Source organism: Anaerobacillus sp. QJM3NY_32 (genome assembly GCF_056173645.1).
Genome location: NZ_CM149684.1, coordinates 4,142,525 through 4,168,591 on the forward strand (window position 1 = coordinate 4,142,525; position 26,067 = coordinate 4,168,591).

Annotated in this window: 35 protein-coding genes; 2 read left to right on the forward strand and 33 right to left on the reverse strand. The window is 42.6% G+C overall.

Annotated elements, in window-relative coordinates:
- Position 1: 1 nt before the first annotated feature.
- From flhB to flgB, 21 genes are all read right to left on the reverse strand, one after another.
- Positions 2-1,102 carry a flagellar biosynthesis protein FlhB gene (gene flhB / locus AC0VYH_RS21200; RefSeq protein WP_430245188.1) on the reverse strand — a complete coding sequence of 367 codons (1,101 nt, stop codon included), beginning with the start codon at positions 1,100-1,102 and terminating at the stop codon, positions 2-4.
- Between the two features lie 4 nt (positions 1,103-1,106).
- Complete coding sequence (fliR, locus tag AC0VYH_RS21205) at positions 1,107-1,883, reverse strand: flagellar biosynthetic protein FliR (protein WP_475373092.1); 777 nt, start codon at positions 1,881-1,883, stop codon at positions 1,107-1,109.
- Between the two features lie 2 nt (positions 1,884-1,885).
- Positions 1,886-2,155: a flagellar biosynthesis protein FliQ gene (fliQ, locus tag AC0VYH_RS21210; protein WP_098445458.1), complete on the reverse strand. Its 270-nt coding sequence runs from the start codon at positions 2,153-2,155 to the stop codon at positions 1,886-1,888.
- 11 nt (positions 2,156-2,166) lie between these two features.
- The gene (gene fliP, locus AC0VYH_RS21215; protein ID WP_226615792.1) at positions 2,167-2,850 is read right to left on the reverse strand and encodes a flagellar type III secretion system pore protein FliP; all 684 of its coding nucleotides are present in this window, start codon (positions 2,848-2,850) and stop codon (positions 2,167-2,169) included.
- Positions 2,850-3,428 (reverse strand): flagellar biosynthetic protein FliO, encoded by a 579-nt coding sequence (locus AC0VYH_RS21220; RefSeq protein ID WP_475373093.1) that lies wholly within the window; start codon positions 3,426-3,428, stop codon positions 2,850-2,852. The genes fliP and AC0VYH_RS21220 overlap by 1 nt, the downstream gene beginning before the upstream one ends.
- A 15-nt stretch (positions 3,429-3,443) precedes the next feature.
- Entirely contained in the window at positions 3,444-4,574 is a 1,131-nt protein-coding gene (gene fliY / locus AC0VYH_RS21225) for a flagellar motor switch phosphatase FliY (protein WP_475373094.1), read from the reverse strand.
- Positions 4,564-5,547 (reverse strand): flagellar motor switch protein FliM, encoded by a 984-nt coding sequence (gene fliM, locus AC0VYH_RS21230; RefSeq protein WP_475373095.1) that lies wholly within the window; start codon positions 5,545-5,547, stop codon positions 4,564-4,566. The genes fliY and fliM overlap by 11 nt, the downstream gene beginning before the upstream one ends.
- A 22-nt stretch (positions 5,548-5,569) precedes the next feature.
- Complete coding sequence (locus tag AC0VYH_RS21235; RefSeq protein WP_303532536.1) at positions 5,570-5,761, reverse strand: flagellar FlbD family protein; 192 nt, start codon at positions 5,759-5,761, stop codon at positions 5,570-5,572.
- A 41-nt stretch (positions 5,762-5,802) separates the two neighbouring features.
- A complete protein-coding gene (locus AC0VYH_RS21240) occupies positions 5,803-6,555 on the reverse strand; it encodes a flagellar hook-basal body complex protein (RefSeq protein ID WP_226615797.1) in 753 nt (250 codons plus the stop codon).
- 73 nt (positions 6,556-6,628) lie between these two features.
- The gene (locus AC0VYH_RS21245; RefSeq protein WP_303532542.1) at positions 6,629-6,991 is read right to left on the reverse strand and encodes a TIGR02530 family flagellar biosynthesis protein; all 363 of its coding nucleotides are present in this window, start codon (positions 6,989-6,991) and stop codon (positions 6,629-6,631) included.
- A 1-nt stretch (position 6,992) separates the two neighbouring features.
- Complete coding sequence (gene flgD, locus AC0VYH_RS21250; RefSeq protein WP_475373096.1) at positions 6,993-7,409, reverse strand: flagellar hook assembly protein FlgD; 417 nt, start codon at positions 7,407-7,409, stop codon at positions 6,993-6,995.
- Positions 7,410-7,419: 10 nt separating this feature from the next.
- Complete coding sequence (locus AC0VYH_RS21255) at positions 7,420-8,694, reverse strand: flagellar hook-length control protein FliK (protein ID WP_475373097.1); 1,275 nt, start codon at positions 8,692-8,694, stop codon at positions 7,420-7,422.
- A 14-nt stretch (positions 8,695-8,708) separates the two neighbouring features.
- Positions 8,709-9,554 (reverse strand): MotE family protein, encoded by an 846-nt coding sequence (locus AC0VYH_RS21260; RefSeq protein ID WP_475373098.1) that lies wholly within the window; start codon positions 9,552-9,554, stop codon positions 8,709-8,711.
- Positions 9,555-9,566: 12 nt separating this feature from the next.
- Positions 9,567-10,019 (reverse strand): flagellar export protein FliJ, encoded by a 453-nt coding sequence (gene fliJ / locus AC0VYH_RS21265; protein WP_475373810.1) that lies wholly within the window; start codon positions 10,017-10,019, stop codon positions 9,567-9,569.
- 2 nt (positions 10,020-10,021) lie between these two features.
- The gene (fliI, locus tag AC0VYH_RS21270; protein WP_303532550.1) at positions 10,022-11,341 is read right to left on the reverse strand and encodes a flagellar protein export ATPase FliI; all 1,320 of its coding nucleotides are present in this window, start codon (positions 11,339-11,341) and stop codon (positions 10,022-10,024) included.
- Complete coding sequence (locus tag AC0VYH_RS21275; protein ID WP_475373099.1) at positions 11,331-12,128, reverse strand: FliH/SctL family protein; 798 nt, start codon at positions 12,126-12,128, stop codon at positions 11,331-11,333. Before AC0VYH_RS21275 ends, fliI begins: the two co-directional genes overlap by 11 nt.
- On the reverse strand, positions 12,121-13,134 hold the full coding sequence (fliG, locus tag AC0VYH_RS21280; RefSeq protein ID WP_475373100.1) for a flagellar motor switch protein FliG: 1,014 nt from the start codon (positions 13,132-13,134) through the stop codon (positions 12,121-12,123). The genes AC0VYH_RS21275 and fliG overlap by 8 nt, the downstream gene beginning before the upstream one ends.
- A 9-nt stretch (positions 13,135-13,143) precedes the next feature.
- A complete protein-coding gene (gene fliF, locus AC0VYH_RS21285) occupies positions 13,144-14,784 on the reverse strand; it encodes a flagellar basal-body MS-ring/collar protein FliF (RefSeq protein WP_475373101.1) in 1,641 nt (546 codons plus the stop codon).
- Between the two features lie 21 nt (positions 14,785-14,805).
- Complete coding sequence (fliE, locus tag AC0VYH_RS21290) at positions 14,806-15,096, reverse strand: flagellar hook-basal body complex protein FliE (RefSeq protein ID WP_303532558.1); 291 nt, start codon at positions 15,094-15,096, stop codon at positions 14,806-14,808.
- Between the two features lie 22 nt (positions 15,097-15,118).
- The gene (flgC, locus tag AC0VYH_RS21295; RefSeq protein ID WP_475373102.1) at positions 15,119-15,562 is read right to left on the reverse strand and encodes a flagellar basal body rod protein FlgC; all 444 of its coding nucleotides are present in this window, start codon (positions 15,560-15,562) and stop codon (positions 15,119-15,121) included.
- A 5-nt stretch (positions 15,563-15,567) separates the two neighbouring features.
- The gene (flgB, locus tag AC0VYH_RS21300; RefSeq protein ID WP_430245157.1) at positions 15,568-15,957 is read right to left on the reverse strand and encodes a flagellar basal body rod protein FlgB; all 390 of its coding nucleotides are present in this window, start codon (positions 15,955-15,957) and stop codon (positions 15,568-15,570) included.
- A 243-nt stretch (positions 15,958-16,200) separates the two neighbouring features.
- Here flgB and AC0VYH_RS21305 point away from each other — a divergent pair, with 243 nt between their 5' ends.
- A complete protein-coding gene (locus AC0VYH_RS21305; RefSeq protein WP_303532564.1) occupies positions 16,201-17,022 on the forward strand; it encodes a flagellar hook-basal body protein in 822 nt (273 codons plus the stop codon).
- Positions 17,023-17,033: 11 nt separating this feature from the next.
- Positions 17,034-17,831 (forward strand): flagellar hook-basal body protein, encoded by a 798-nt coding sequence (locus tag AC0VYH_RS21310; protein WP_475373103.1) that lies wholly within the window; start codon positions 17,034-17,036, stop codon positions 17,829-17,831.
- Positions 17,832-17,880: 49 nt separating this feature from the next.
- On the opposite strand, the gene flgL is transcribed toward AC0VYH_RS21310, so the two are convergent.
- The 12 genes from flgL to AC0VYH_RS21370 form a co-directional block, all read right to left on the reverse strand.
- Positions 17,881-18,759: a flagellar hook-associated protein FlgL gene (gene flgL / locus AC0VYH_RS21315; protein WP_475373104.1), complete on the reverse strand. Its 879-nt coding sequence runs from the start codon at positions 18,757-18,759 to the stop codon at positions 17,881-17,883.
- A 19-nt stretch (positions 18,760-18,778) separates the two neighbouring features.
- The gene (flgK, locus tag AC0VYH_RS21320) at positions 18,779-20,158 is read right to left on the reverse strand and encodes a flagellar hook-associated protein FlgK (protein ID WP_475373105.1); all 1,380 of its coding nucleotides are present in this window, start codon (positions 20,156-20,158) and stop codon (positions 18,779-18,781) included.
- Positions 20,159-20,188: 30 nt separating this feature from the next.
- Complete coding sequence (locus AC0VYH_RS21325) at positions 20,189-20,662, reverse strand: flagellar protein FlgN (RefSeq protein ID WP_475373106.1); 474 nt, start codon at positions 20,660-20,662, stop codon at positions 20,189-20,191.
- A gap of 14 nt (positions 20,663-20,676) precedes the next feature.
- Positions 20,677-20,937, reverse strand: coding sequence for a flagellar biosynthesis anti-sigma factor FlgM (flgM, locus tag AC0VYH_RS21330; protein ID WP_226615814.1), 261 nt, complete (start codon positions 20,935-20,937; stop codon positions 20,677-20,679).
- A gap of 111 nt (positions 20,938-21,048) precedes the next feature.
- A complete protein-coding gene (locus AC0VYH_RS21335; RefSeq protein WP_226615815.1) occupies positions 21,049-21,480 on the reverse strand; it encodes a flagellar basal body-associated FliL family protein in 432 nt (143 codons plus the stop codon).
- Between the two features lie 18 nt (positions 21,481-21,498).
- Positions 21,499-22,299 (reverse strand): flagellar motor protein MotB, encoded by an 801-nt coding sequence (gene motB, locus AC0VYH_RS21340; RefSeq protein WP_475373811.1) that lies wholly within the window; start codon positions 22,297-22,299, stop codon positions 21,499-21,501.
- On the reverse strand, positions 22,289-23,107 hold the full coding sequence (gene motA, locus AC0VYH_RS21345) for a flagellar motor stator protein MotA (RefSeq protein ID WP_226615816.1): 819 nt from the start codon (positions 23,105-23,107) through the stop codon (positions 22,289-22,291). Before motA ends, motB begins: the two co-directional genes overlap by 11 nt.
- Before the next feature lie 24 nt (positions 23,108-23,131).
- Entirely contained in the window at positions 23,132-23,503 is a 372-nt protein-coding gene (fliS, locus tag AC0VYH_RS21350) for a flagellar export chaperone FliS (RefSeq protein ID WP_475373107.1), read from the reverse strand.
- Between the two features lie 11 nt (positions 23,504-23,514).
- Positions 23,515-23,895 carry a hypothetical protein gene (locus AC0VYH_RS21355; RefSeq protein ID WP_303532584.1) on the reverse strand — a complete coding sequence of 127 codons (381 nt, stop codon included), beginning with the start codon at positions 23,893-23,895 and terminating at the stop codon, positions 23,515-23,517.
- 3 nt (positions 23,896-23,898) lie between these two features.
- Complete coding sequence (fliD, locus tag AC0VYH_RS21360; protein WP_475373108.1) at positions 23,899-25,368, reverse strand: flagellar filament capping protein FliD; 1,470 nt, start codon at positions 25,366-25,368, stop codon at positions 23,899-23,901.
- A gap of 112 nt (positions 25,369-25,480) precedes the next feature.
- A complete protein-coding gene (gene flaG, locus AC0VYH_RS21365; protein WP_371017867.1) occupies positions 25,481-25,810 on the reverse strand; it encodes a flagellar protein FlaG in 330 nt (109 codons plus the stop codon).
- A gap of 32 nt (positions 25,811-25,842) precedes the next feature.
- Positions 25,843-26,019, reverse strand: coding sequence for a YjfB family protein (locus tag AC0VYH_RS21370; RefSeq protein WP_475373109.1), 177 nt, complete (start codon positions 26,017-26,019; stop codon positions 25,843-25,845).
- Positions 26,020-26,067: the final 48 nt, after the last annotated feature.

A 26,067-nucleotide genomic window follows, 5' to 3' on the forward strand; every position in this document is an offset into this window, starting at 1 on the left:
GTTAGTTCCCTCCTCCCGGGTAGCCTTTTATGCTATAAACGTACGCGAGCACTTCTGCAACAGCTTTGAAAAGATCCTCAGGGACGCCGTCACCTATCTCTACCTGGTGATAGAGCGCTCGAGCTAGCTGGACGTTCTCTGATGTTATGATGTCATGCTCTTTTGCTTTTTCTTTAATTTTTAGCGCAACGAAGTCCATTCCTTTTGCCACAACTGTCGGTTTATCCATTTCTTTTGGATCGTACTTAAGCGCAACAGCAAAGTGTGTTGGATTTGTAATGACGACGTCAGCATGGGGAATTTCCGAGATCATCCGGTTCATTCCAAGTGCGCGCTGCTTTTCTTTAATTTTTGATTTAATGAGCGGATCGCCCTCGCTCTTTTTATATTCATCTTTAATGTCCTGCTTCGACATTCGGATGTTTTTTTCGAAGTCATATTTCTGATAAACATAGTCTAATAGGGCAAGGAATAATAATAGAATTCCAACAGCTAAGCCCGTTTGAACGATCAATGAACCAACAAGTGCCATTGCTTCACCGATCGACTTTTGCGAAATGAGCATCACTTCGTCTCGTTTATTCCAAAGAACAATGAAGGTGCAAGCTGAGATAAACGTAATTTTAATTAACGACTTTAATAGTTCGACGAGCGTTCGAGCTGAGAATATTCGTTTCGCACCTTTTAATGGGTTAATTCTTTCAAGCTTTGCCTGAAGGGGATCTGTGGAAACGAGAAATCCCACTTGCATATAATTTCCTAGAACTCCCATGACGAGCGAAATTCCCATAAGCGGGGCTGCGATCATTGCCGCCTGCCACACATTTTCTTTAAGCATGCGATCAACATTCTGTTCTGTGAGCGTCCAATCTGTAATCTGAACAAGATTGCCTCGAATCATGGACTCGAGGCTTTCAATCATCCACCCACCAATGAAAGACATAAACAAAAACACACCAATCATCATAAAGGCGGATGGAATCTCAGCACTTCTCGCCACTTGACCCTTTTTACGAGATTCTTGCTTCTTTTGTGGTGTTGCTTTCTCAGTCTTTTCTTGTGAAAAGAATTGGAGATCCATTTGTAAGCGATAAGTTCGCATCGTACTACCCACCCAGTATTTGAATAAGCTGCCCCATCGTAGCGAGCATTTCTTGAAAAATCCCTCGCAGTAAAAAGAAAAATGTAGGAATCGTCACTAGAATAAGCACGAAACCGACAAAGATTTTTAACGGCAAACCGACAACGAAAATATTCACCTGAGGTACTGCTCTCGCAAGAAGGCCGAGCGCCACATCCACAAGAAAAAGGGAAGCAACGATCGGTAGCGCGAGCTGAAATGCTGAGAAGAACATCCCTGCAAATACTTCAGCGATAAACTTTGCAAGGGACTGACTATCCGCCTGACTCAGCAGCTCATCAGCTGGTAGAAGTTCATAGCTTCTAACAAGCCCGTCTAGCATCATGTGGTGACCATCAACGGAGACTAGAAAGAGAAGAGCAAGCATGTATTTGAAATTCCCGATAATCGGTACTTGAGCTCTTGTCTGGGGATCGATTACGTTTGCCATAACAAAGCCCATTTGAAAATCAATAAACGCTCCCGCAACCTGAACTGTATACAGGATAAGGGAGGCAATAAATCCAAGTGATAGCCCGATAAAAAGTTCTTTTAAAATAATGATCACGAACGCGAGATCAAGCGTTAGCTCTGCATCAGAACCTAATCCGGCCGTGACGATTAACGCAAAAAAGAAACCAAGTCCAATTTTGAAGCGGTTTGGAACGCTTCGTGTTGAGAAGATCGGCGCTGTTATAAAAAAAGATGTCGCCCTCATAAACACAAGCAAAAATAAGGGAAGGGCGTTAATGACACTTTCCATATCTAGCCGATAAACCTATAAAGATTTTGATATAAGTTCGTTGTGTAATCGAGTAGCGTTGTGAGCATCCACGGTCCAAACAGAACGATCGTTAACAGAACGGCAACGATTTTGGGAATGAACGCAAGCGTCTGTTCCTGAATTTGCGTCATCGCCTGAAACACACTCACGATTAACCCAACGCCAAGTGCGATTAAGAGAAGCGGAGCTGAAATAATAATCACGGTATAAACAGCATCTTCTGCAAGTGAAATGACCATATCCGGCGTCATCGTCGTCCTCCTTAGAAGCTTAATAGAAGTGATTCGACGACCAAATACCAGCCATCGACAAGCACAAATAGTAGAATTTTAAATGGTAGTGAAATCATGACAGGCGGCAGCATCATCATTCCCATCGCCATAAGCGTTGAGGCCACAACCATGTCAATAATAAGAAATGGAATGAAGATAATAAATCCAATCTGAAACGCCGTTTTCAGTTCTGAAATCGCAAAAGCTGGAACGAGTGCGGTTAACCGAATATCTTCGATCGACTCGGGCTTTTCAAGCTCAGCGTATTTATAAAAAAGGGCAAGGTCTTTCTCTCGTGTATGTCCTGCCATAAACTCTTTAATCGGAAGCTCTGCGGCATCGAGCGCTTCCTCCTGTCCAATCTCTTCGTTTATATAAGGCTGTAACGCCTCGCTATTAATCTCTGAAAGAACAGGGGACATCACGAAAAAAGTTAGAAAGAGTGCTAGTCCGACCAACACTTGATTCGGCGGCATAGATTGTGTTGCGAGCGCCGAGCGTACGAAGGAGAGGACAACAACAATTCGTGTAAAACACGTCATCAATACAAGAATGGCAGGAGCTAGCGATAGCACAGTTAGAAGCAGGACAAGCTGAATCGTAACGGAAACATCTTCTGTTGCGTTTGAACCGAAATCTAGTCCTGGGATCGTTAAGTTTATGAGTAAATCCATCACTTATCGTCCCTTCCGCTTCCGTCATCCCAATAATCCTTACGTTTGTTTCTTTGCTTCTTCAAACTTGCCTGAATCATCTCTTGAATTCCTGCTTGCTTTTGATTCATAAACGAAAAGCCCGACCGCTGTTCTTCAGCTTGATCTAAAATACGCTTCACTTCTTCACCCTGAATTTCCTTAAGAAGGTTCACGTTATCTCCGACCCCAAGCATGTAGAGGGAATCCCCGACCTTGACCATTTGAACGGATTTATTGTTACCAAGCGGTGTTCCGCCAATTTGAGTGAAAACGGAATGGTGCTGAAGCTTTTGTTGGCGTTTGGACAGAAAGCGAATCAGCAAATAAATGAGGCCAACCACGACGATCGTATAGAAAACGAGCTTGATTAGTAGAAAGAAAATATTTGTGTTTGCTCCTTCTACTTCAGCAGGCTGCTCTTCTATATCAGCAGGGTCATCCCCGTTTTCCGTGAGCCAGTCTTTCACACTTCCATTATCTGCCGCTGCGATGGCGTTAAGCGGCATTACTAAGACAAGGCTGAGGAGTGTCATGATGCCAATCACAAGGTGTCTCACTTTTAAGCACTCCTTCTAACGCAGCTTTGATAAACGCTCTGCTGCACTTAATATATCCGTTACTCTCACACCAAAGTTTTCATCGATGACGACAACTTCGCCTTTGGCAATGAGTTTACTATTGATCAAAATATCAACTGGCTCTCCCGCAAGCTTATCAAGCTCAAGAATCGATCCGTGTGAGAGCTCAAGAATGTCTTTTACAATACGCTTTGTTCGCCCTAACTCCACCGTTACTTGAAGGGGAATATCTAGGAGCATGTTCAAATTTCTTTGTTCCCCGTACGGATGATCTTGCTGGCTAAAATTTGTGAACTGCACGTTTTGGATATTCGGTTCAGGTTCTTTCACGCGCGTCGCAAATGAATCCATCGATTCTCTTTCTTCTTCCTCATGATTCTTTTGTTGATGTGACGATGGGTGCTGTTGCTGCAATTCAGCTTCATGCTCCTTTACCTGCTGTGTCTCTTGTTCCTGCACGGCTTCCCGAAGATCTTCTTCACTTATTAGTAATTCACTCACTTGCTTTGCTACAGATGCAGGAAGGACATGGTGTACAACCGTTTGAACAATCGATCCTATGGAAAGTTCAAACGAAACGTTCATATACACTGATTCAGCGGCTTTTTCCAATAACATAGAATTAGTAGGTTCTGAAACAACTTGAAGATTCGTAAATGTTCCTGTAAATGAAGAACCTGATGCCATGCTCAGTCCTTTATGTATGCTCTCCATCATTCCTGTCATAACAGCAGTTAAACTCTTATCAACACTCTCGTCACCTTCCTCACCCTTTGCCACAAGCCAGATGTCAGCCATATCTTGGGCATCAGGTGGATTGAGCATAATGATCGATTCGCCGGAAGATGCCCCTTCATAGCGAATCGCGGCCTCAACATAAGGAAGGGCTAATTCTTGTTTAAAGCGATCGTCAGGAAGGATGTTCATCTGAACATTTGATACAAAAACGTCCTGCATGAAAACGGAAGATAATGTTGTTGTAAGGCTTCCGATCGCAACGCTAAAAAGTTCATTTAATGCTTCTTCTTCAATTGAATGAAAATACACGTTAGGTTCCTCCCTTCCTGCTGCTGTCTCTTGAAATAATGCGTTGATTTCATCTTTTGAAAGGCGATTATCCGTCATGGCCTACTTCCTCCTCTTCCTTCACTTCTGTAATTTGTACGGCCATCCGACCTTTCGAAGTCCCTGGCTGTCCATGGAACTTCACCCGGTTATCGACCCTCACAATCAATGGATCTGAGACGGTTTGATCCAACCGAATCACATCTCCATCTTCTAGATTTAAAAATTCTTCAATCGTGATTTCAGAGTGGCCTAGCTCAGCGATAATGCCTAAATTAGTTTTCTTCAGTCTCTTCTCAAGTTCCTTACTTTCCTGAGGCTCCCGATCCTTTTTCTGATTCGAAAGCCAGTGATGAGCTGAAAGCCTTGGCATAATCGGCTCAAGTACAACATGTGGAAGACAAAGACGAATATTACCTGTTACTTCGCCTACTTTTACATTCAGTGTCACGGTGACGACTGTTTCATTTGGAGATACGATTTGAAGAAAGTGTGGATTAACTTCAAGCTCTTTAAGCTCAGTTTTTAGCTTCAGTACCGATGTCCAGGCATCTTGAAAGCTTTCTAAGATTTTACCGAAAATCCGCTCAATAACAACCGTTTCAATTTCCGTTAAGTGTGTCAGTTTTTCAGGCTGATTCCCTTGACCTCCAAGCATTCGATCCAGCATTGCATAGGCAAGCTCCGGTGCTACTTCAAGCACCATTTGTCCTTGCAATGGTGAAGCAACAAAGAGACTAAGAATTGAATTCTCTGTAATCGACTGCACAAATTCTTCAAATGGCATCTGATCAACAGAATGAACGGAGGCTTGAATGATCGTCCGAAGCTGAGCCGATGAATACGTCGTCATGAGACGTGCGTAGTTCTCATGGATACGAGTTAAAATTCTGATGTGATCTTGAGAAAAGCGAAGCGCTCTTTTAAAGTCATATGTTTGCACTTTTCTATCCTTCATTGACTTCTTTTGCCCTTTATCGTCGATGGCAGAAAGAAGTGCATCAACTGTTGCTGGCGATAGCATATCAGACAACATGGTCACCCCCGTTCTTCTATTATTTCTCTAATACGTGAATATCACGATAGAATTCCGTAACAAGCTGTTTTACTTCCTCGACTGTCTCCATCACAACGTAGCGTTTTCCATTCGTTAATAGAATCATCGTATCCGGCGTTGACTCAATCGTTTCAATGTAAATGGCATTCAACATCATCGCTTCACGGTTTAATTTAGTTAACGGTATCATATGAACAGAGCAGGCCGAGGAAACTCCTCAGCCCTTACCCCCTATCGTTTTAAATTGACGATTTCTTGAAGGATCTCATCTGAAGTTGTAATCACTCTTGAGTTCGCCTGGAAGCCACGCTGAGCTACAATCATTTCCGTGAACTCTTCGGTTAGGTCAACGTTGGACATTTCGAGTTGACCAGCGACGACGCGTGAGTCTTGAGGAAGCCCTGGTACTGCATCCCCAGATTTTTCTGTTTCACGAAAAAGTGAGTTACCTACTTTATTAAGCCCACCTGGATTTGGCACTGTGCTTATCCCTAGATTCAAAGTTTGTTGTTCATTTCCTTGAGTATCTGTATAAGTGATAACCCCATTACGATCAATACTTTTGATTTCACCGATCTGCTGAATAGGGTTACCTTGATCATCTAACACTGCGTAGCCTTGTGTTGTCACAAGATTTCCTGTCGCATCAACCTGAAAAGACCCAGAACGAGCAAGGTAATCAGTTCCGTCACTTCTTACTGTAAAATACCCATCCCCCTGAATACTCAAATCCGTCTGTACCCCTGTCGTCATAGGTGATCCGGGACTATCTACCATATTAATCGCCGATACGGATGAACCAAGACCTACCTGTTTCGAATTTACGGAGTTTCCTGCCACGCTCTGACTGAGTAGATCTTCAAACAGCACTCTACTTTTCTGGTAACCTACTGTATTTACGTTCGCAATATTATTCCCGATAACATCTAGCTTTGTTTGAAAGCCTCTCATTCCTGAAACGCCTGAGTACATTGAATTTAACAAGTTGTTTCCCCCTCTAATTGTTTCGCTGCTTCAATCGGTCCACAGCGAATCGGCCTCCTGCTCGGTCCGGCCATTATAAAATAAGTGCTGAGTCAATGTTTGTGACGATTTGATTCTCCATACTATCCTGCTTCATAGCAGTAATGACTTTATTGTTTTTGACGCTAACAACAAAGGCGAGATCTTTCATTAACATAAGCGACTCGTTTGATCCTTTTTCTCTCGCTTTTTCTACTCCATCATTTAGCTTTTGGAGCTGATTGTCCGAAAGGGAAATCCCATTTTGCTTAAGTCGAACCTGTGCGTGGTGACTAAATGAAATCTGTGAATCGATCGAATGCTTTAGTTGATCAGCAAAAGAATTTTTTAAATTCTCCTGTTTTGTAGTTAGTTGAATCGGTTGCTTTGGATAATAAACTTGATTGATTTGAACCATACTATTCCCCCGTTTCGATACGCTCTAATAGGGAGATATCTACCTGTTTGCCACTATCAAGTTCTGCGAGTACTTTGCCTTCTTTGTATAAAACAGCTTCTACCTTACCTGCGTTCGCTTCGTTATTCTCCTGCCACTGAACGCTTTTACCAATTAAATGTGCGTAATCCTTCATCGAGCTTTGTAACTGACTATCGAAAAATTTATTCATCGACTTATTCATGTTTGTCATTTGCTCGAGTGAACTAAATTGCGCCATCTGCCCAATAAATTCAGTATCTTGCATCGGCTGCATCGGGTCCTGGTTTGAGAGCTGAGCAACGAGAATTTTCAAGAAATCATCTTTTCCTAACTGACCAGGTGCCTCTGTTTTTGGTGTTTGAACAGCTGATGTTGCTGTGACAGAACCTGTATTCATGTCACCCCTCCTAAATAGCGTAATTAATCCCACTAGATGCGCCTTCTTCTTGCTCATTCGTTACGAGTGGATTCTCTTCTAATTCATATTCACCTTTTCGCCCTTGTCGGTGCTTTCCTTGTTGAAACGCCTGACCCTGCTCCTGGCGACCATCCTGCATGAACGATTGTTGTGAGCCCTGCGGCTGTTGAACGACTTCCACTTTATCAAGTTGGATGCCCTGTTGAATGAGCGTATGACGTAGCTGGTGAAGCTGTGATTCAATCATGTCCTTTGCCCCTGAAGTCGCTGTTATAATGTGCGCTGTCACTTTCCCATCAGAAGTTGTTAGCCGAATATCAAGTTGACCGAGATTTTCTGGAGAAAGCTTAATTCTTATGTTTGTTTCATCTCCATTTTTCGATAGTTGCATGCGCTCGGTAATCATTTCACTTAGCTCCGATGCAACATAACGAGCCGGAACTGGTGTAGTCGATTCCTTGATGGTTGTTTGAGATTCATTACCTTTTGCTAGCGGAAGCGCTTCTGGCTTCTCGTCTATCTGAATTTCATCTCCAGACATTTGATCTGTCACAAGCTTCTCTTGATTATCAGCTACTTCTCCAGATACGCTCTTTTCGACGAGTGCCTTAGTTTCTTTTCCTTCAGGAACACTATGTTTTGGAGTCTCTACTTGAACTTCAATAGCTTCTCCATCTAACTGGACGTTTTGATCGGAGTCCATAACAAGTTTCTGATCTTGTTTCGGTTCAGTCGCCATTCTCTCCATCATTGAAAGGAGCTCTTTCGGCTCTTTCATCTTCAACTCTTGCATAAGTTTCATAACATTAGATGGAAGTTTCGTCTCTACCGCAAACGTTTCAGAAAGAACTTGTTCTTCATTTTGTAAGACTTGCTCGATTTCTACAAACTCACTTTTTGTAAAACCGGGTAGACTTACTTCCTCCTGTATACGATTAGCATTCACTTGTAGTGGTTCACCACTCATGTCAGTTCCTTGTTGGGCAAGCGATTTCGATAAAGAGTTTTGATCATGTTGAACTGGCGGAACATTGACAGCACCCATCATGAGAAGGTGCACGGGGGCTTCACCACTACTATTTGTTGGCTTATTGTCTCCCTCTTCTAACTCGCTTTCGTTATGTGTCTCTGAATACTCACTTTCACTCACATTAAGCTTTTTTCCTAAAGCACTTAATAACGTTGAAAATCCAGTTGGACTATTTTCAGTTCGAACCTTAGGCTGAACGATTATGTTTTTTCCAAGTGACTGGATAGCGTTCACTATTTCACCTCCTTTTAATTGGCTAAATCAGCTATGTAACTAGAAGAAATCGATTCTTCCATTTCTCCAAGTAACCCTGTACGCTTCTCTTTATCAAATTCTTTCAGAATGGAAAGCCCTACTTCTTTCTCCTCTTTAGACTGAGCCATCTCCGATAGGATTTGGGCCGCTTCTTCGTCAGTCATTTCTGACAAATTATCAGCTACGTCTGAAACAGAAAGCGAACTATCTTCGCGATCAATCGCATTCATCAGGAGCGTTACTCTCTCTTGCATTGCAGCAATCTCAGGATCGTCTGCTTTTTCAATATCTCTTAACGCGATCGTTAAATCTGCTGCTACAGCTGCATTCATTTTCCCTAGTACAGCTGCTTGCTCGGTGCTTCCCATTGCATCAAGCAGGAGAGCTGCCTCGTTTAACGTAAGGTTTTCCATAATCGTCGCGGATTTTGATGCTGACATTCCTTCATACGTTTTTGCTAACTCTTGGAGCTTCTTCTGTCGCTCTTCCTTGTCAGCTAATTCGCTCTTCATTTCTTCAGCTAACGATTCCAGCTCAGACTGTTTTTTCTTCAGCTCGATTTCTTGCTCATCTAACTGCTTTTTCAAGTCTGAGATTTCGCCATCCTTTTGATTGATTTCTTGTTCTAGCACTTCATCTTGATTTTGATCAGTAGCCTCAGCTGTAAAATTATCTTCTACATATGCGATCGGCTTCTTACTAAGTGAAGTGGCCATTGCGAACAGATCGTATCCAAGAAACGGAAGAACAACAAGCATAACCGTAGCGATAAACGCGAGCGGCAAGAGAAAACCGTGGATGATGCGTTCTTTCCATGAACTCTTCTGTCGCTTTCGCATTCCCCTCACCCCTTAGCCGTTTCTTGCAAGCATATACGCACGTACGGTATTTAAATCATCTAGCTCATTTTGTTCAATCATTTTCATATCGTGATAAAACTCTTCTTTTCTCGTCTCTTTGATTGACTGCCACGTTTTCTCTTCTCTTACTTTAGAAGCAAGCGTGTCCTGCTGCTCACTCACTTGATGTTCAACTTGAATCAGCTGATTTCTTTTCTGGTGGAGCTGCCCCTCAAGATAGGTAATATGCTCTTCTTCCTTAAGAAGATCTATAATGGAAACCCCTTCTTGTTGACGCTCTTCCAGTCTCTGACGCATGGAAAGAACCGCTTGCTCAAGATCACGCATGGAACGTTCGATATCCACTTGTGCTTTGAGTGATTCAGCCATGTCTAGCTGTGCCTGTGATTTTTCATTTTCTTTTACATCCAAAATCCGTTGAAATGGGAATTGAAAAGCTGCGATGGTTAGTCATCCTTTCCAAATCGGGATAAAAGCCAGTCCTGACTTTCTTCAAATGAAGCCTGATCATCAATGCCCTGCTTAATATATTTCTCAATCTCCGGATGAATCGAGATCGCTTTATCAATATTGCTGTTCGTTCCAGCTTTATAAGCGCCAATATTAATAAGGTCTTCAGAAGAAACATACACAGCAAGAAGTCGCTTAAATTCTTCTGCAGACTTCATATGCTTTGGAGTCACAATTTCTTTCATCACACGGCTAACACTCTCTGAAACGTTAATCGCTGGATATTGGCCTTTTTGAGCGAGCTTCCGATCCAAAACAATATGCCCATCTAGAATCCCTCGCACCGCATCTGCAATCGGTTCGTTCATATCGTCACCATCAACAAGAACAGTGTAAAAAGCTGTAATCGATCCCTGCTCAGCTGTGCCAGATCGTTCTAACAATTTGGGTAAAAGAGCAAATACGCTTGGCGTATATCCCTTACTAGTTGGTGGCTCTCCAATTGCCAGTCCAACTTCCCGCTGTGCCATGGCAAAACGTGTCACAGAATCCATCATTAGCATGACGTTCTTTCCTTGATCACGAAAGAACTCTGCGATCGACGTTGCCGTAAGCGCTCCTTTGATCCGCTGTAGTGGAGGTTGATCAGATGTTGCCACAACGACAACCGATTTTTTAAGACCCTCTTCACCAAGATCACGCTCAATAAAATCCCTTACTTCCCGTCCTCGTTCACCGATCAAGGCGATCACATTCACATCGGCTTCTGAATTTCGAGCCGCCATTCCCATTAACGTACTTTTTCCAACGCCACTTCCGGCAAAAATACCGATCCGCTGTCCTTGACCGACTGTTAACAGCCCATCAATAGCGCGAACACCAAGCTGAAAGGGGGTCGTAATGCGCGGACGCGTCATTGGATTTGGTGGCTTTCGATTTGTGGATACAGCCTTCAGTCCACCAGGGAGATCCGAGTAATCAAGAGGTCTGCCGCGCCCATCGAGAATCGTTCCAAGTAGTGAATAGCCCACTTTCACTTCAAGTGGCTGTCCTGTCGCCACTACAAGGCAACCTGGACCAATTTCTGATAGGTCATGCATCGGCATGAGCAGAACACGATTTTCGCGAAAGCCAACTACTTCTGCTTCAATTGGTTCCTTTGATGGTCCTGGATAAAGGTAGCAAAGCTCACCAATTTTAACCTCTGGACCAAGTGATTCGATCGTTAGCCCAATAACCTGTGTCACCTTGCCATACTTCTGGACCGTTTCCATCGAATGAAGCTGCGAAAGATATGGCTCAACATTAATGCTCATCGACAGTTCGCTCCTCAAACATAGCAAGCAGCTGTTTCTTCATCTCAGAAAGCTGGCTGTTAATCGAAATATCGTACGACCCGCTCGGCGTATGAACAAGTCCTGAACCGACTTCCAAGTCATTCATCGGCACAAGCTTTAAGCTCGCATTCACATCAAGTTGTTTTTCAAGCTCGTCAACCATTGGTATCACATGCTGATAATCTTCTGTTGAAACTTGAACAATGACTTCTCCACGATCCTTTACTTTCTTTAGCGTATCTTTCACCATGCCAAGCAGCGTCTCTGGATTTTGTTCCATTTCTTTTAAAATGATTTTCTTCGCAATGGCTGTGCTTAGCGATAGAAGAAACGGTTCAGCATCCTGAATTAATTCTTCCTTCTTGTCATAAGCGCCCTTTACCATGTGTTCCATTTCCTTCTTCTTTTCATCGAGCTCGAAATGAATTTGCTGCATGCCTGCTTCATAACCCGCTGCATATCCGCTTTCTTCTGCTTCTCGATACGTTTTCTTCGTGATTTCCTGCCACTCAAGCTCTTTTTGTTCCTGCTTGTTCTCAAGATTTTGATGAACGTTCGCTTCTTCATCTCCAAGTCTTGTTCGAATTGTATGATAAAGATCTTCTAGCCGGATCATCATCTCAAGAAGCTGCGATTTCTTTTCTTCAATTGTCGTAGTACGAGAAGGCAATATGCGATTTCGCTTTGGCTCTGCGACCGTTCGCTGCTCAATTACTTTCGGAACGGCTCGCTTCTCTCCAGAGGTTTTTCTGATGATATTAGACAATCAGATCATCTCCTCCACCGCGTGCAATCATGACATCACCTGTTTCTTCAAGGTAACGGATGACAGAAACGATGCGTGATTGCGCTTCTTCCACTTCACGAAGCCTAAGTGGCCCCATCAATTCGATCTCTTCTTTCACCGTATCTACCCGGCGGTTAGACATGTTTCGGAAAATTGTATCCTTCACATCGTCACTCGCTACCTTAAGCGCTATAGAAAGATCTTCATCTTTCACTTCACTAATGACGAGGCGAATGGATCGGTCATCAAGCGTAACAATGTCTTCAAAGACAAACATCCGCTTCTTAATTTCTTCTGCTAGGCTTGGATCATCTTTCTCAAGCGAGCTAAGAATTGTTCTTTCCGTACTTCGATCAACACTGCTTAGAACTTGAACTATTGATTCCACACCACCAGTAAACGCATAGTCCTGCGAACCGCTAGCGTTAAGCTTACCTTCAATGATCTTTTCAAGCTGACTAATCACTTCTGGTGAGGTACTATCCATCAGCGCAATTCTTCTTGCTACATCTGCCTGACTTTCTTGAGGTAGCGAGGATAAAATTTTGGAAGATTGCTTCGCATCAAGATAAGATAAGACAAGAGCGATCGTTTGGGGATGCTCCTGCTGTAAAATGTTTAGAATTTGATCAGGATCTGCTTTTTTTGCGAATGCAAATGGCTTTACCTTTAAATTGATGCTTAAGCGAGACAAAATTTCTTCTGCCCTTTTCGGTCCTAGCGCTTGCTCAAGGATATGTCTTGCGTATTCAATTCCTCCGACGGCAATGTAATCCTTTGCTTTTACCATCTGGATAAACTCATCCACGACGGCTTCTCGCTCATCGGGCTCAACTTTGCGAAGCTCTGAAATGCCAAGCGCAAGCTGATCAATTTCCTTCTCAGATAAGTGTTTAAATGTTTGAATCGAAAGGTCAGCACCTAACGAAGTGAGAAGGATCGCTGCTTTCTGAGTTCCTGTTAATTCTTCTAAACTACTCACCATCCAATCCCCCTACTCTTCGTTCATCCATAGTCTTAGTAGTTTCACAAACTCTTCCGGATCATTTTTTGCGAGAGTTTCAATTTCATCTTTTCCAATTAGTGCATCAGGTGTCATATCCACTTCACGTTCTTCTTTTTCCCTCGGCAAGTAGTGATCCTCTGGTACACTGTACGCCTGTTCAAATTCCATGAAGTCGTCCTCATCCTTATTTCCTTTTCGGCGGAAGAGAAGAATGATTCCACCAATTAGAAGAATACCAACGCCACCAGCTACCGCATAAATCACCCAGCTTGGAACACTGTCTAGAACAGAAGAAAAGATGTCTGGCTTTGGCTCTTCATAGTCCGCACGCCCTCTAAATTCATTCGCAAATACAGAGATACGTTCTTCAAGAGCAGTATCCTCAAGCGGTACATCACTTTCACTCAAAGACGTACGGACAACATTTTTGAGCACAGTGCGAATATCTTCTATATGAGCTGCTGTTAAACTAGTCATATCGTCAGCGACAGGTGGCTCTACACCAACGTTAATTGTAATATCATCAATCATATAAGGGCTTTCTTCGATTTCTTTATGAATACGATTCACTTCACGATTGATGCGATCTTCTACTTTTTCATAAGAGCCGTCGCCCTTGGCATCTGGGTCATCTGCATTATAGTTTGGAATCTCGCCTTCATCTGTACCCGTTCCATCCTGGGCAGCAGCTTGATCACCGGAATAGGATTCCATGATTTTCTCAACGCTAATATCAATGCCTTCACCTGTTTCTTCATCAACAGGTTCGACAAGGTCTTCCGTGCGCTTTTCTTTTGTGAAATCCACGCTAGCCATTACAGAAACAACCACTTTATCTTGTCCGAGAATCATGCCAAGCATTTGCTGTAATTCTTGCTGCATGTCTTTTTCGATGCCGTTACGAATGTCCTCTTGCTGCTGGTAAGCGGATAAAGTTGTATCAACGCCGCCACTTTCGCCGTAATCAAAAGCAGTTCCGTTCTGGTCCATGATGACAATGTTTTCAACAGGGAGATTCGGAACACTTTTACTTATAAGATGATAAAGGCCTGTGATTTGGCCCTGGTCAAGCTGAGCACCAGGATCCCTCGTAAGGACGATCGAGGCAGAAGCTGTCTCACCTGTTTCATCAAGCCAAACACTTTCAGCCGGTAGGGTAATCATCACTTTTGATTCCTGAATACCGCCAATTTGTTCAATTAAATAACTCAGTTCATTTTGCATCGCATCTCGCTCTACAACATCGAATTGGCGATCTGTCATCCCCATGCCCATGTTTTCACTAAAGATGCTGTAGTTAACGTTACCACTTTTTGGAATACCCTCAGCCGCTAGACTTACTTTTAAATCAGACGCCTGATCCTTTGGCACGCTGATCGTTGTTCCATCCGCTGAAACTTCTACCGGAATTCCCTTCTGCTCAATGGCCCCTTTGATCTCACCAGCTTCTGTCGGCGTTAAATTAGAATAAATCGGCGTTAAATTAGGTTTAGACATCCAAAAAACAAGGAATAGAAGCAGAAGAAGAGTGACCAGAAAAGTCCCTCCGATGAGCCATTTGGTTTTCGTTGAATAGCTACCCCATGTTTCTTTCCAGCGACTTGTAAAATTTAGTAGTTGTTGGTTCATCTCTTATCCATCCCTGACATACTACATTTGCATACGCATGATTTCTTGGTATGACTCAATAACCTTATTTCTCACTTCTACCGTTAAATTTAGAGATAGTGAGGCTTTTTGTGCTGCAAGCATAACCTCGTGAACATCCTGAACTTCTCCAGTCACAAGCTTATTCGTCATCTGTTCAGATGCCACTTGATTGTTGTTCACCTGTTTGATCGCATCCTGAAGCATCTGACCAAAATCAGCCGTTGCTTCACCCGAAGTAACCTGAGACTTCGCTTGTGTTGGAAGCTGCTGAAGTGCACTAATTGTGTTCATAAGATCCTCCTATGCCCGACCGTTATTTACCAAGTTCGAGCGCTTTCATATACATACTTTTGGTTGCGTTTAACGCTGTTACGTTCGCTTCATAGGAACGAGATGCTGACATCATATCAACCATTTCTTTCACCATATCCACGTTTGGCATTTCCACATAACCTTCTTCATTCGCATCGGGATGAGCGGGATTATAAACAAGTTTATTAGGAGCATTATCTTCTTTAATGTTCGACACTTTCACTCCTGTTGGCGCTTCGCCATTTCCCATTGCGGCTTGAAGCTTACTCTCGAACGAATTTTCCTTAAACTCTACCACTTTTCGCTTGTATGGCTGCCATTCCCCATCGACGAGCTCAGAGCGAGTCGTTTCAGCGTTTGCGATATTGGACGAAACAACATCCATTCTAAGACGGTTTGCAGTTAAAGCTGAAGCACTCGTATTGAACCCATTAAATAAATTCATATGATTTAGCTCCCTCTAATTGCTTTCTGTAAATCACGGAACTGGCTGTTGGTCTTTTCAATCATCGCATTGTACCAGAGTTGATTTTTGGCAAGTTCGGCCATTTCAACATCCGTGTCGACGTTATTGCCATTTGATTGATTAAGTGTATTTTGATCCGTTTTGACAACGGTCTTTGATGCATTATTTTCGTTACTAAAAGGGACGTGTTTGGGGTTGGATTTGTAGCTCTGCAGATTCTTTGTTGCATCCTGCAGGGTGTCTTGAAATGAAACGGTTTGACGTTTGTAATTAGGGGTGTCAACATTTGATATATTTGATGTGATAGTACGCTGCTGCACCATCGACGCATTCAATGCTTGTTCAAGCGGTCTAATCGATTGAAAAACGTTCACGAAGCTTTTCACACTCCTTGTATAAAACTGTTTTTAAAGTTAAAAAATGGATACAAAACCATAGTTATACTCATTCGACAATTTTTTCGTTAGTGATAGCATAGCATTGTCAAAAATAATAGTAAATGAGTGTTTTAACCTAAAAAACGACTTTTTTCACTTAATTTTCCCATATTTAAACGGTATAATAGAGTTACAAAATTCAATGTACGCGTTCGATAGTACTACGATGGGAGCGAAATAATGTTTAAAGGCATGTATACGGCAACATCCGGTATGATGGCAAGTGAGCGAAAGCAACAATTCTTAACGAATAATTTATCAAATGCCGAAACACCGGGCTTCAAACAGGATGAAGCAACCTTCCGTTCCTTCCCTGAATATCTACTAAAAGAAAGAAATACGAACACACCTACCCCTAACTCTTCCATTGGCACTCTTCAACAAGGCGTCTATACACAAGAAGGCATTCCTAATTTCTCAAACGGTTCCCTTAAAGAAACAAGCAAACAAACAGACATGGCTCTCAACGATGAGAACCTTCCAATTGATGCAGAAACCGGTAAAAAAGGCCTACTTTTATTCGGTGTTCGCCTTGAAGATAATGACATTCGCTATACACGAAATGGAAATTTCTCAGTAAATGAAGATGGATTTCTAACTACGAGCGAAGGATACCAAGTTCTTGGGGAAGATCTTCAGCCAATTCAACTCAATGATGATTCTTTTACAATGACCGACGATGGCACAATTCGTGAAAGAAACGGAAATGAGCAACAAATATGGATTGGCTATACGGGCGATCCATCCAAGCTAGCACAGCAAGGAAATGGTGTCTTCGAATGGGAAGGTAATGAAAATGATGCACCGAGAAATATCCAGACGACAGACATCAACCAGTACGCCGTGAAGCAAGGATTTCTCGAAGGATCGAACGTTGATATGACGACCACGATGACCGATATGCTGAATACTTATCGTTTATATGAAGCAAACCAAAAAGTACTACAAACTTATGATCAAAGCATCGACAAGTCAGTCAATGATGTTGGTCGCGTTTACTAGGAGGGTTACGATTGAATATCCAGATGGCCACAGCCTCTTCTTCACTTAGTCAGACACAAAAGAAAATAGATACAATCGCAAATAATATTGCGAACGTGAATACAGCAGGGTACAAAAGCCGTGAAGCGACGTTTCAAAATCTATTAACTCAAACGTATGCGAACCAAACAGGTGAGGCGACGGAGCCTGGAAGAGAAACACCAGAAAATCTTCGCGTTGGTTTCGGCTCAAAAATCGGCTTAACAACCCTTCGTAATGAACAAGGATCAGCACAAGAAACTGGCAGAGATCTTGACGTCATGCTTGAAGGAGAGAACGTCTATTTCCGAACTCAAAATGGTGATAGTATTCACTACACAAGGGACGGATCATTCGAACTACAAAATCAGAATGGGACTTTGTCACTCGTAAATAGTAGCGGTAACCCGATTCTAGACACGAACGGAAATGCGATTACATTTAACAGCGATCCGGCTAAACTTGCCATCTCTGATACTGGAGAAATTGTGGCGACGGATGCAACTGGAAATGTACAAACCTATCAACTTAGCATCGTCAAGATTAATCGGCCCGAGGCTCTCACCAATGTGGGAGGAAATGAATTCTCTCTTCAAGATAATGAGCAGCTTGAGCTTGTCGCTCCTGGGGAAGAATTTAAAACGAGACAGGGATTTCTCGAAATGTCGAACGTTGATCTAGCGAACGAAACGACCGAGATGATCTCAACCCAGCGGTTACTTCAATTCCAGAGCCAGGCGATAAAGATGGCCGATGAAATGATGGGACTGGCGAATACGATTAAGAGATAAATGAACTAGATAACCAAAACCCCTCTCACAAATGTGAGAGGGGTTTTGGTTATCTAAGAAAGTCTAATAGAGAAGGCTGAATGATCTTGGCACTTGCCGCAAGGGATGCCTGATAGACGCTTTCTTCTGTTTTAAGTTTCATGATGGATTCCGCAAGATCCACATCTTCATTTTTAGAAAGGAATGATTGAACGGCTAGATTCTCATCCTTCAGACGCTGGTTCATACTTTCCACTCGAGATTGACGAGCGCCCATACCGGTCCAGCTTGTCAGAACCTGTTCTGCGCCTTCTTCTATTTTTCCAAGGACGGTATTCATGCCTTCTTTATCTCCACTTGATAATGCCGTAGAAAATTCATCAAGTACTTTGAATAAATTTACCTGACCATCAAATACTTCCCCCGCATCAACGTTAATCTTCACATCGCTAAATGGAGAAATTCGCTGATTGATGGACTGATTATCAAAAGATACATTCCCATCCTGGTCAATTCCGACGGGTTGATCCGTTTTCTGTCCATTAAAGATGTATTTTCCATCAAGCTTCGTATTGGCTAAACCTTTGAGTTCTTTCCTTAACTGCTTAAATTCTTTTGCCATTGTTTCCAGCTCTTGAGCTGAATTTGTGCCATTCGAAGCCTGTACGCCAAGCTCACTAGCTCGCTGCATCAAGTTCGAAATACTACTAAGCGATTGTTCCGTCATCTCCATCCATGACATCGCATAATCGGTATTCCTCTCATACTGTTCATTATCAGCCAGCTGCGACGATAGCTTCAGTGATTTTTCCGTACCCATTGGGTCATCAGATGGCTTGTTGATACGGGTACCAGTCGAAACCTGCTGATTGGCTTTTTCGAGATTGGTAAGGTTTCGATTCATTTGTGTCACCATGTTACTTGATAACATTTGTTGAGTAATTCGCATTCGATAACTCCTTCTCCGGCTAGACGCCCATCCGGTTAATAATCACATCTAGAAGTTCATCAGTCGTACTAACATATCGTGCTGCAGCGTTATAAGCATGTTGGAACTGAACGAGGTTGGCCATTTCTTCATCAAGTGAAACACCGCTGATTGACATTCGGTTGTTATTGATGGACTGAAGAACGGACTCATGATTATTCACCGTACGCTCAGAAGACTGCGCATTTGAGCCAAGACGTGAAACAAGCGTGCTATAAAAATCGTTGACATTCGTATGTACCTTATCGTTAGATCCAGAGATATCAAACGTAAAGCTCTGATCTTTCAAATTGCTGATCGCCATTGCAATGTCACCATTGCTCGGAGCATCATTTCTTGAAGAGGCGCCAAGCGTAGCAGGATTCGCTTTCACGTCTTTCGTGATGGTCGTTTGTTCAAGAAACGTGTTTCCAGTCCCATTCGTGTCAAAGAGGGGCTTACCTTGTTGCATTGTTCCATCTGCATTTCTAACCAACGAAAACCCTGAAGATAACAATTCATTCATTCCTGAAGTATGAACGGTTTTCCCACTTGCATCGACCGTATCCTGTCCTTTAACAAGCTGCTCAAACATTCCGTTCAGGTCATTTTTAAGCTGATTTGTTGTCGTAAGGGAATCTTGAATTCCCTTCAATTTCCCGCCTCTAGGATTAGTTTGATCAAACGTAACCGACACTTCTCCATTCGGTTGTTTTTGAACATTAACGTTGATAAGGCCGGATAATTCATCAATAAGCTGATCGCGATGGTCCATTAAGTCGTTCGCGTTTCCGTTCTTCACGATCTCTTTATTTAAACTATCAATCTGAGAATTAATTGAGCTGATTTGGTCTTTTACAGCAGCTTGTTGTTTACTTAAACTATCTGCTACGTTTGTTAGTCCTGATTGAAATGATTTTGCTTGATCAAGAAGCTCTTCAGCTCGACTCACAACAACGGATCTGGCTGCGTTACTATCTGGATTCGAAGCGAGATCTTTCCACCCTGACCAAAATCGATCCAATGAAGCGCTTAGTCCATTTTCTCCTGGCTCACCCGATAACGCCTCGATCTGCTGCAGCGTATCTAGCTTCATAAATTCAGAACCTAGCATGGCGTTCCGCTCGCGGTATTGACCATCGAGGTACTCGGAACGAATTCTTTCAATCGATTGAACACTTACACCAGTACCAAGCTGAGAGGAAACACTTCCTGTTTGATAGGAATAAGGGAGGGCAGAAGTTGACTGCATATCAACACGCTGTCTTGAATACCCAGGTGTATTTGCATTCGATATGTTATGACCTGCCGTTGTTAAAGCAGCCTGCTGCGTATATAAACTTCTTTTCCCAATTTCTAAACCATGAAATGTTGATGTCATGCTTTCACGTCCCTTTCCTCACCTGATCTGTCAGGCCTTTGTATCAAAGTAACCTCTTGGTGCTGCTGTCTTCTTTTGATTGGGCCTGCCGTAAGTGATCGATTGTTCTCTCGGAGTCGTCAAATGACCGATCATATGGTGAATAAAAGCCATTGCGTCTTTCAAAAGCTCCTCATTCTGTTCATTTAATCCTTTTAGCTTCTCCGCTTGCTGCTTTAACTCGTTTGCTCTACTTTCGACCATTCGTTTGACAGCTGGGCTAAGCTTACCCAATACTTCTTTGAGCGTTTGCTTCTGATCTCCTGCAAGTTCAGAGGTTAGCTGCTGGCGTTGTTCTTCTAATAAATTCAACTGGAGAAGAAGATCTTTTTCACTCTTCATAATATCTGTTAAGCTCTCCATGTCCCGTTCAATAATCGCTTCATGCTTCCGTTCAGATAGCGGTATTAATGTCTCATGCAATTGAATCATTTCGCTCAAAACCGTAATTAATTTTTGCCCCATCGTGCCGCCTCCTGTTAGAACCACTGATCAAACAGCTTTTCCGCTGTTTTCTGACTGTCGACACGATACGTACCGTCTTCTATCTGCTTCTTTATTGCGGTTACTTTGGCTTCACGCTCTTGTTCCGTTTTCATGTCGTATAGTTCTCTCGCTTTGTTTGAGATTTGAAGCTCATCTTCTCGAGGAGCCTTTTTGACCTGCTCCACTTTCGTAACAGGATTATGCTTCTGGTAAGGGTTTACAATAGGTGGTGCTGACGGTTTATTTACATTCATATCCGGTCACCTCTTTCCGACAATTTATAATACTACTCCTATTCTATTATTCGTACCCTAATTTGAGGATTATACCGTTATTATCGGAAAATTTCTTAAAAAGTTAACCGCTTACTGAATTTTAAAGTCCGTTACAAGAACACGCTCTACTTTTCCATCTTGTAGAACAGTATTAATCTCTGCTTGAACTGCTAAGGTAAACTGCTTCAGACCCTCTGAACCCTTGAGATCTTCTTTCGATAAACCAGCCAGTATCGAAATAACGATAGCTTTTAATTCAGGGTTACGTACTTCTAACTCCTTGTAACTTTTTTCGTTATCCGCAAGTAAATTTAATTGAACAACCGCATAGTTTTCTGAAGATAAATTTGTTGTTAATGGTTCCATACTGTAACTTCTTTCTGCCAGTTCTTCCGCAGTTGGTTCCTTCTCCTGCTGTGCAATCACTTCTTTTAAATTGATATCAAGAAAAAGCACGGCTGCTATCGCTCCTGCACCAACGATTCCTAGTGCCGCTAGGAGGATAATTACGACTCGTTTCACCTTATCCACCCCATTATGTTAATTCTGAACATTATATGGAAGAATCAAAACCTCAACGCGACGGTTCTTCGCTCTTCCTTCTTGTGTTTGATTGGTCGTCACCGGCCGATACTCTCCATAACCTGTAAAACTAAATAGCTTTGGGTTTAACTTATTATTTTCTAATAGCTCTGTCATAAAATTCAGCGCTCGTTCAGAGCTCAAATGCCAGTTTGATTCATATTGAGACGTTTTAATGGGCCGATCATCCGTATGACCTGTAACAGTAATACGACGAGGTGGGTCTGTCACAAGAAGAGAAGAGATTTCCTTCGCAAGCTCCTTCGCATTTCCGGTTAAATCAGCTTTCCCACTTTTAAATAATGCAGCTTCTTTAATCGTAATCAATAGGCCCTCTTCGGTTAATTTCGTTTGAAGGAACGAGTCGAGTTCTTGATCTGCGATATACTCATCAATTCGCCCTTTAAGCGCTTCAAGCTTATTCAGATCCTGCTCTAGCTTTTCTTCCTCCCGCTTTTCTTCCTCCCGCTCTTCTTCCTTCTCGTCATTCTCATCCGGGTCTTCGTCTTCTGTTAACCCGACGAACGATCCATCCTGTGGCTGCATTGTAGAAGGCTCGCTTTCCATGATTCCAGTTCCGCCATTCAACACTTCTTCAAAAGATTGAGTAATCGCTTCATATTTCTTCACATCAACCGTACTTGCCGCAAAAAGAACGATAAAGAGCGCTAGAAGAAGAGTGAGCATATCTGCGTAAGGAATGAGCCAGCTTTCGTCAACATGTTCTTCATGCTCCTCATGCCGTTTCTTACGCATCAGCGCCTACCCCTTCTCCCACTCCGGCCTCATTCCCTTTCTTCGGTTCTTCCAGGTTACGATCTTTACTTGGTAAATAGACAAGTAGTTTATCCTCAACCATTGTAGGGGATGCGCCAGATTGCACAGCTAGCAATCCTTCTAACATAATCATCTTAATGTGCGCTTCTGCGCTTGATTTACGCTTCAACTTATTCGCAAACGGATGCCAGAGCACATACCCTGTGAAAATCCCAAACAACGTTGCAATAAAAGCTGCCGCAATCGACTTACCAAGAAGCTCCATATCTCCAAGATGACTAAGCGCAGCAACAAGCCCAACAACAGCCCCGAGTACTCCGAGCGTAGGAGCGTATGTACCCGCTTGTGTAAAAATACCCGCTCCCATTTTGTGGCGGTCTTTCATCGCTTCAATGTCTTCTACTAGAATTTCCTCAATCGCTTCATGAGAATGCCCGTCGATCACCATTTGAAAGCCACGTTTCAAAAAAGGATCCTCGATTTTCTCAAGACTATTTTCAAGTGAAAGCAGTCCTTCACGTCGAGCAACCGTTGCCCATTCACGAAACATTGGAATCAGCTCTTTTTCGGTTACAAGCTTTTGATTTGAGAAAATAATTTTTAATAGCGTTGGAAACTTCTTAATTTCATAGAATGGAAAAGCGATTAATAAGGCCGCTGCTGTCCCAACAAAAATGATGACGAGGGCAGCGGGGTTTAATAGAGCTGCTGGATTCGCACCTTTTAGAATAAGTCCTCCTATCAGAACGAAAAAGCCAAGCAGTACTCCAAACAGAGATGTTTTTTCCATTGCATTCACCCTCTTTGTTTCTCGTTATTTCATTTGTTCCATTGCTTCTTTCCACGTGTTGCGGAAATCTTCAGCTAACCCCTCTATTTCTTTTAACTTATCTAGATCATTTGCTATATTAGCTGAAACGAGCTCCGAAATCATATACTCATAGAGTGGATCGAGCGACAATGATAGTTCAATTTCCATATTCAACGAACTTCGAAGCTCCTGAAGAATGTTTTGCGCTTTAATGATGTTCGTATTCTTCGCTTCGATGTTCTTCTTTTCCATCGCCATCGCCGCAAGACGAATAAACTTAATGCATCCGTTGTACAGCATTAATGTTAATTCCTGTGGAGATGACGTTGTCACTGCATTCTGCTGGTACGTTTGATAAGGATTTTTCATTGCCATATCCGTTCCTCCTATTTACGCTGATCGAAAAATGCGCCGTCGCTATAAGCCTGTCCGCTCTTATACTTACTCGTAGCTGATTTGCTCTGCTGAAATCGTCTCATCTGATCTGAAAAAGCAGCATAGAGCTCAGAAAGCTTTGGTTGAATGGTTTCTTCAAGACCACTTAGTTGCTCAAGTAAATGCTTCTCATCCTCTGACCACTGATCTCCTTCATTTTTCATAGCTAAATCAAGCAATTTAATCGTCTCTTCTCGACGGTTAATCATATGATTAATCCCCTCAAGTTGATTTAGTTCATTATCATCCATCGAAGGATTCAATTCTTCAAGCGATTTTGCAATTTGATTTGTCACAACGTGCATCTGATTTAGTGCATCAATTCTTCTCATCTTCTACATCCCACCAAATAAGTTTTGTTGTACCCACATACTTTGTTGATTCATTTTATCCATTGCCGTTTCCATTGCCGTAAACTGTTTCCAGTAACGACTTTCAATTGTCGCAAGCTTATCTTCCCATGTATTCATTTGCTCATCTAAGTTTTTTAATCTCGTTGTTAGAAAACTACTATCAATGAGTGTTCCCGGCGTTCCAGCCTTCTTCCCAAGCTGATCGATGCCTTTGTTGACGCTATCGTAAAGCCGGTCACCAATGCCATCAGTCCCACTCGTAAACAAATTCATTACTTCTTCAGGCTTCTGTTCAAGTGCGCTCTTTAGCTTCGCCTCATCAATAAATAGCTTCCCGCCATCTTGATAAGCGCCGGTGTTAATTCCGATTTGCGAAAGCATATTTAGCTCACCGGAAGGAACACCGCTTACAGGAGACATCCAGGCATTACGCAAATCACTTACAATGCCTCGAACGGTCGAATCGCTTTGAAGTAACCCGCTTTTCGCTTTTTCTTCCCAAAGCTCAATTTCTTTATCCGTTAAATCTTCTCGCTGCGCATCCGTTAGTGGTGGAAAATCTCGATACTTCTTTTCCGTTAATAGGGTCTGCGTTTTATCAACGAACTCGTTGTATTTCTCAACGAACGATTTAATCATATCGAATGGCGCCTGCGTGTCACTTTGAACGGATACAGTTGCTGTTCCTTTCTGAACGAGATCGAGCTTCAGGTTATTAATCGTTGTCGCATTTGTCTTCAGGTTATCGACAGTAATTCCATCAAACGTAACAGAACCGTACTTTCCCTGAGCTGTATTCGCTACACCACCGAGGATACGATTTTCTATAGTGGTATCGCTAAACCCGCTTAGCGTAAACGATTCATCTCCACCCATTGCTTTAGAAGAAATGAAAAAGCGCGACGTTGTATTATCGAAGCTCGCTCTCATACCGAGCGATTCACCTGTGCCATCATCTACAGCCCCAGCAATTTTTTCAGCAAGACTTTTGAACGTATCAGAAGCGGTAATGTTGATCGATGCCGTTTGACCTTTGCTGTTCGTTATCTGAAACGATGCTGTCTCAGTTGATTTCAATACTTTATCTGTTCCTTTTGCTGATGTGCCTGCTTCATTCGTAATCGCCTGTCCAGAAGTTAGCTTCGCACTTTGCGCTAGCTCATTCACCGTTACGTCATAGGAACCTGCTAGCGAGGCCGATGTTGCCGTTGCTTTTACAGCTGAACTAGATGAAGTCGATTTATACGCATTGTAGCCAGACTGCAAACGCATCGATGAAGCTGCAGTTCGCATATCAGACATCATTGTATTTAGCTCACGGTACGAATCCTTTTGCCACTCGTACGTTTGTTTTTGTTGAGATAGCTTATCGAGCGGAACCCGCTCCGCCGTCATCAGATCTTTCACCATCTGATCGATATCCATTCCCGTCGCTAAGCCGGAAATCCTCATGAACATCTCCTCCGTTCATTCCTCTTATTCATACTATCGGCAGGGGAACCTAAGAGTTTAAGGTGTAATTAGACCTAAATAAAGAACTCTCAACTTGAGAGTTCCAGAGAAGTTATATTTTTTGATCGACTAGAAAACCGAGTAGTTCAGCAGTGGCTGCATAGCGATCAAGAAATTTTTTAGAAGGAATTTCTTTTAACACCTCGTCCGTGTTCGTGTCGATGATTTGGACGTAGTATTCATTTAATTTATCGTGAAGCTGGAATTTGAGGTTTGTTTTTGCAGGTTCTATAAAGTCATTGAGTTCTTTTAATCGAGTAACCAAAGCTTCTTTTGTAAATAAAATTTCTTCACTATCAGTGTTTTGGGGCTCAGTTGGAATTTCCGGTTTTTTTACGTTTAGTATCAACCCCGAAGTAGGTGGGATTTTGGATACTTCCATCGTGTTCTCTCCCTATCTTAGGAGGCGAGGTTCTACCCTTTGATGTTCACGTTACTCCCAAGATGCGGCTGAACCGATTGCTCCAGCATTTTAATAAGATCATTTGATTGATTTTCAGCCTGATTCATAGCGGTTTTCGTCAGGGATGTTTGTACTTGCTGTTGTACCTTGGCTTGGTTTAAGACGATTGAAAGGGCTGCGATATCCATGTGGCGTCACTCCTTTTTATAGAAAAAGACCTTAGAAGAAGATCTAAG

Bases quoted from the DNA above. Each gene is read 5' to 3' on its own strand.
- flhB (WP_430245188.1), bottom strand. From the start codon at position 1,102: ATGCGAACTTATCGCTTACAAATGGATCTCCAATTCTTTTCACAAGAA.
- fliR (WP_475373092.1), bottom strand. From the start codon at position 1,883: ATGGAAAGTGTCATTAACGCCCTTCCCTTATTTTTGCTTGTGTTTATG.
- fliQ (WP_098445458.1), bottom strand. From the start codon at position 2,155: ATGACGCCGGATATGGTCATTTCACTTGCAGAAGATGCTGTTTATACC.
- fliP (WP_226615792.1), bottom strand. From the start codon at position 2,850: ATGGATTTACTCATAAACTTAACGATCCCAGGACTAGATTTCGGTTCA.
- fliY (WP_475373094.1), bottom strand. From the start codon at position 4,574: ATGACGGATAATCGCCTTTCAAAAGATGAAATCAACGCATTATTTCAA.
- AC0VYH_RS21235 (WP_303532536.1), bottom strand. From the start codon at position 5,761: ATGATACCGTTAACTAAATTAAACCGTGAAGCGATGATGTTGAATGCC.
- AC0VYH_RS21245 (WP_303532542.1), bottom strand. From the start codon at position 6,991: ATGGTTCAAATCAATCAAGTTTATTATCCAAAGCAACCGATTCAACTA.
- flgD (WP_475373096.1), bottom strand. From the start codon at position 7,409: ATGAATACAGGTTCTGTCACAGCAACATCAGCTGTTCAAACACCAAAA.
- AC0VYH_RS21260 (WP_475373098.1), bottom strand. From the start codon at position 9,554: ATGCGAAAGCGACAGAAGAGTTCATGGAAAGAACGCATCATCCACGGT.
- fliI (WP_303532550.1), bottom strand. From the start codon at position 11,341: ATGAGCATTAATGTTGAGCCATATCTTTCGCAGCTTCATTCGATGGAA.
- fliG (WP_475373100.1), bottom strand. From the start codon at position 13,134: ATGGTGAGTAGTTTAGAAGAATTAACAGGAACTCAGAAAGCAGCGATC.
- fliF (WP_475373101.1), bottom strand. From the start codon at position 14,784: ATGAACCAACAACTACTAAATTTTACAAGTCGCTGGAAAGAAACATGG.
- fliE (WP_303532558.1), bottom strand. From the start codon at position 15,096: ATGAACACAATTAGTGCACTTCAGCAGCTTCCAACACAAGCGAAGTCT.
- flgC (WP_475373102.1), bottom strand. From the start codon at position 15,562: ATGAATTTATTTAATGGGTTCAATACGAGTGCTTCAGCTTTAACTGCA.
- AC0VYH_RS21305 (WP_303532564.1), top strand. From the start codon at position 16,201: ATGTTTAAAGGCATGTATACGGCAACATCCGGTATGATGGCAAGTGAG.
- flgL (WP_475373104.1), bottom strand. From the start codon at position 18,759: ATGCGAATTACTCAACAAATGTTATCAAGTAACATGGTGACACAAATG.
- flgK (WP_475373105.1), bottom strand. From the start codon at position 20,158: ATGACATCAACATTTCATGGTTTAGAAATTGGGAAAAGAAGTTTATAT.
- AC0VYH_RS21325 (WP_475373106.1), bottom strand. From the start codon at position 20,662: ATGGGGCAAAAATTAATTACGGTTTTGAGCGAAATGATTCAATTGCAT.
- flgM (WP_226615814.1), bottom strand. From the start codon at position 20,937: ATGAATGTAAATAAACCGTCAGCACCACCTATTGTAAACCCTTACCAG.
- motA (WP_226615816.1), bottom strand. From the start codon at position 23,107: ATGGAAAAAACATCTCTGTTTGGAGTACTGCTTGGCTTTTTCGTTCTG.
- fliS (WP_475373107.1), bottom strand. From the start codon at position 23,503: ATGGCAATGAAAAATCCTTATCAAACGTACCAGCAGAATGCAGTGACA.
- AC0VYH_RS21355 (WP_303532584.1), bottom strand. From the start codon at position 23,895: ATGAGAAGAATTGATGCACTAAATCAGATGCACGTTGTGACAAATCAA.
- fliD (WP_475373108.1), bottom strand. From the start codon at position 25,368: ATGAGGATTTCCGGCTTAGCGACGGGAATGGATATCGATCAGATGGTG.
- flaG (WP_371017867.1), bottom strand. From the start codon at position 25,810: ATGGAAGTATCCAAAATCCCACCTACTTCGGGGTTGATACTAAACGTA.
- AC0VYH_RS21370 (WP_475373109.1), bottom strand. From the start codon at position 26,019: ATGGATATCGCAGCCCTTTCAATCGTCTTAAACCAAGCCAAGGTACAA.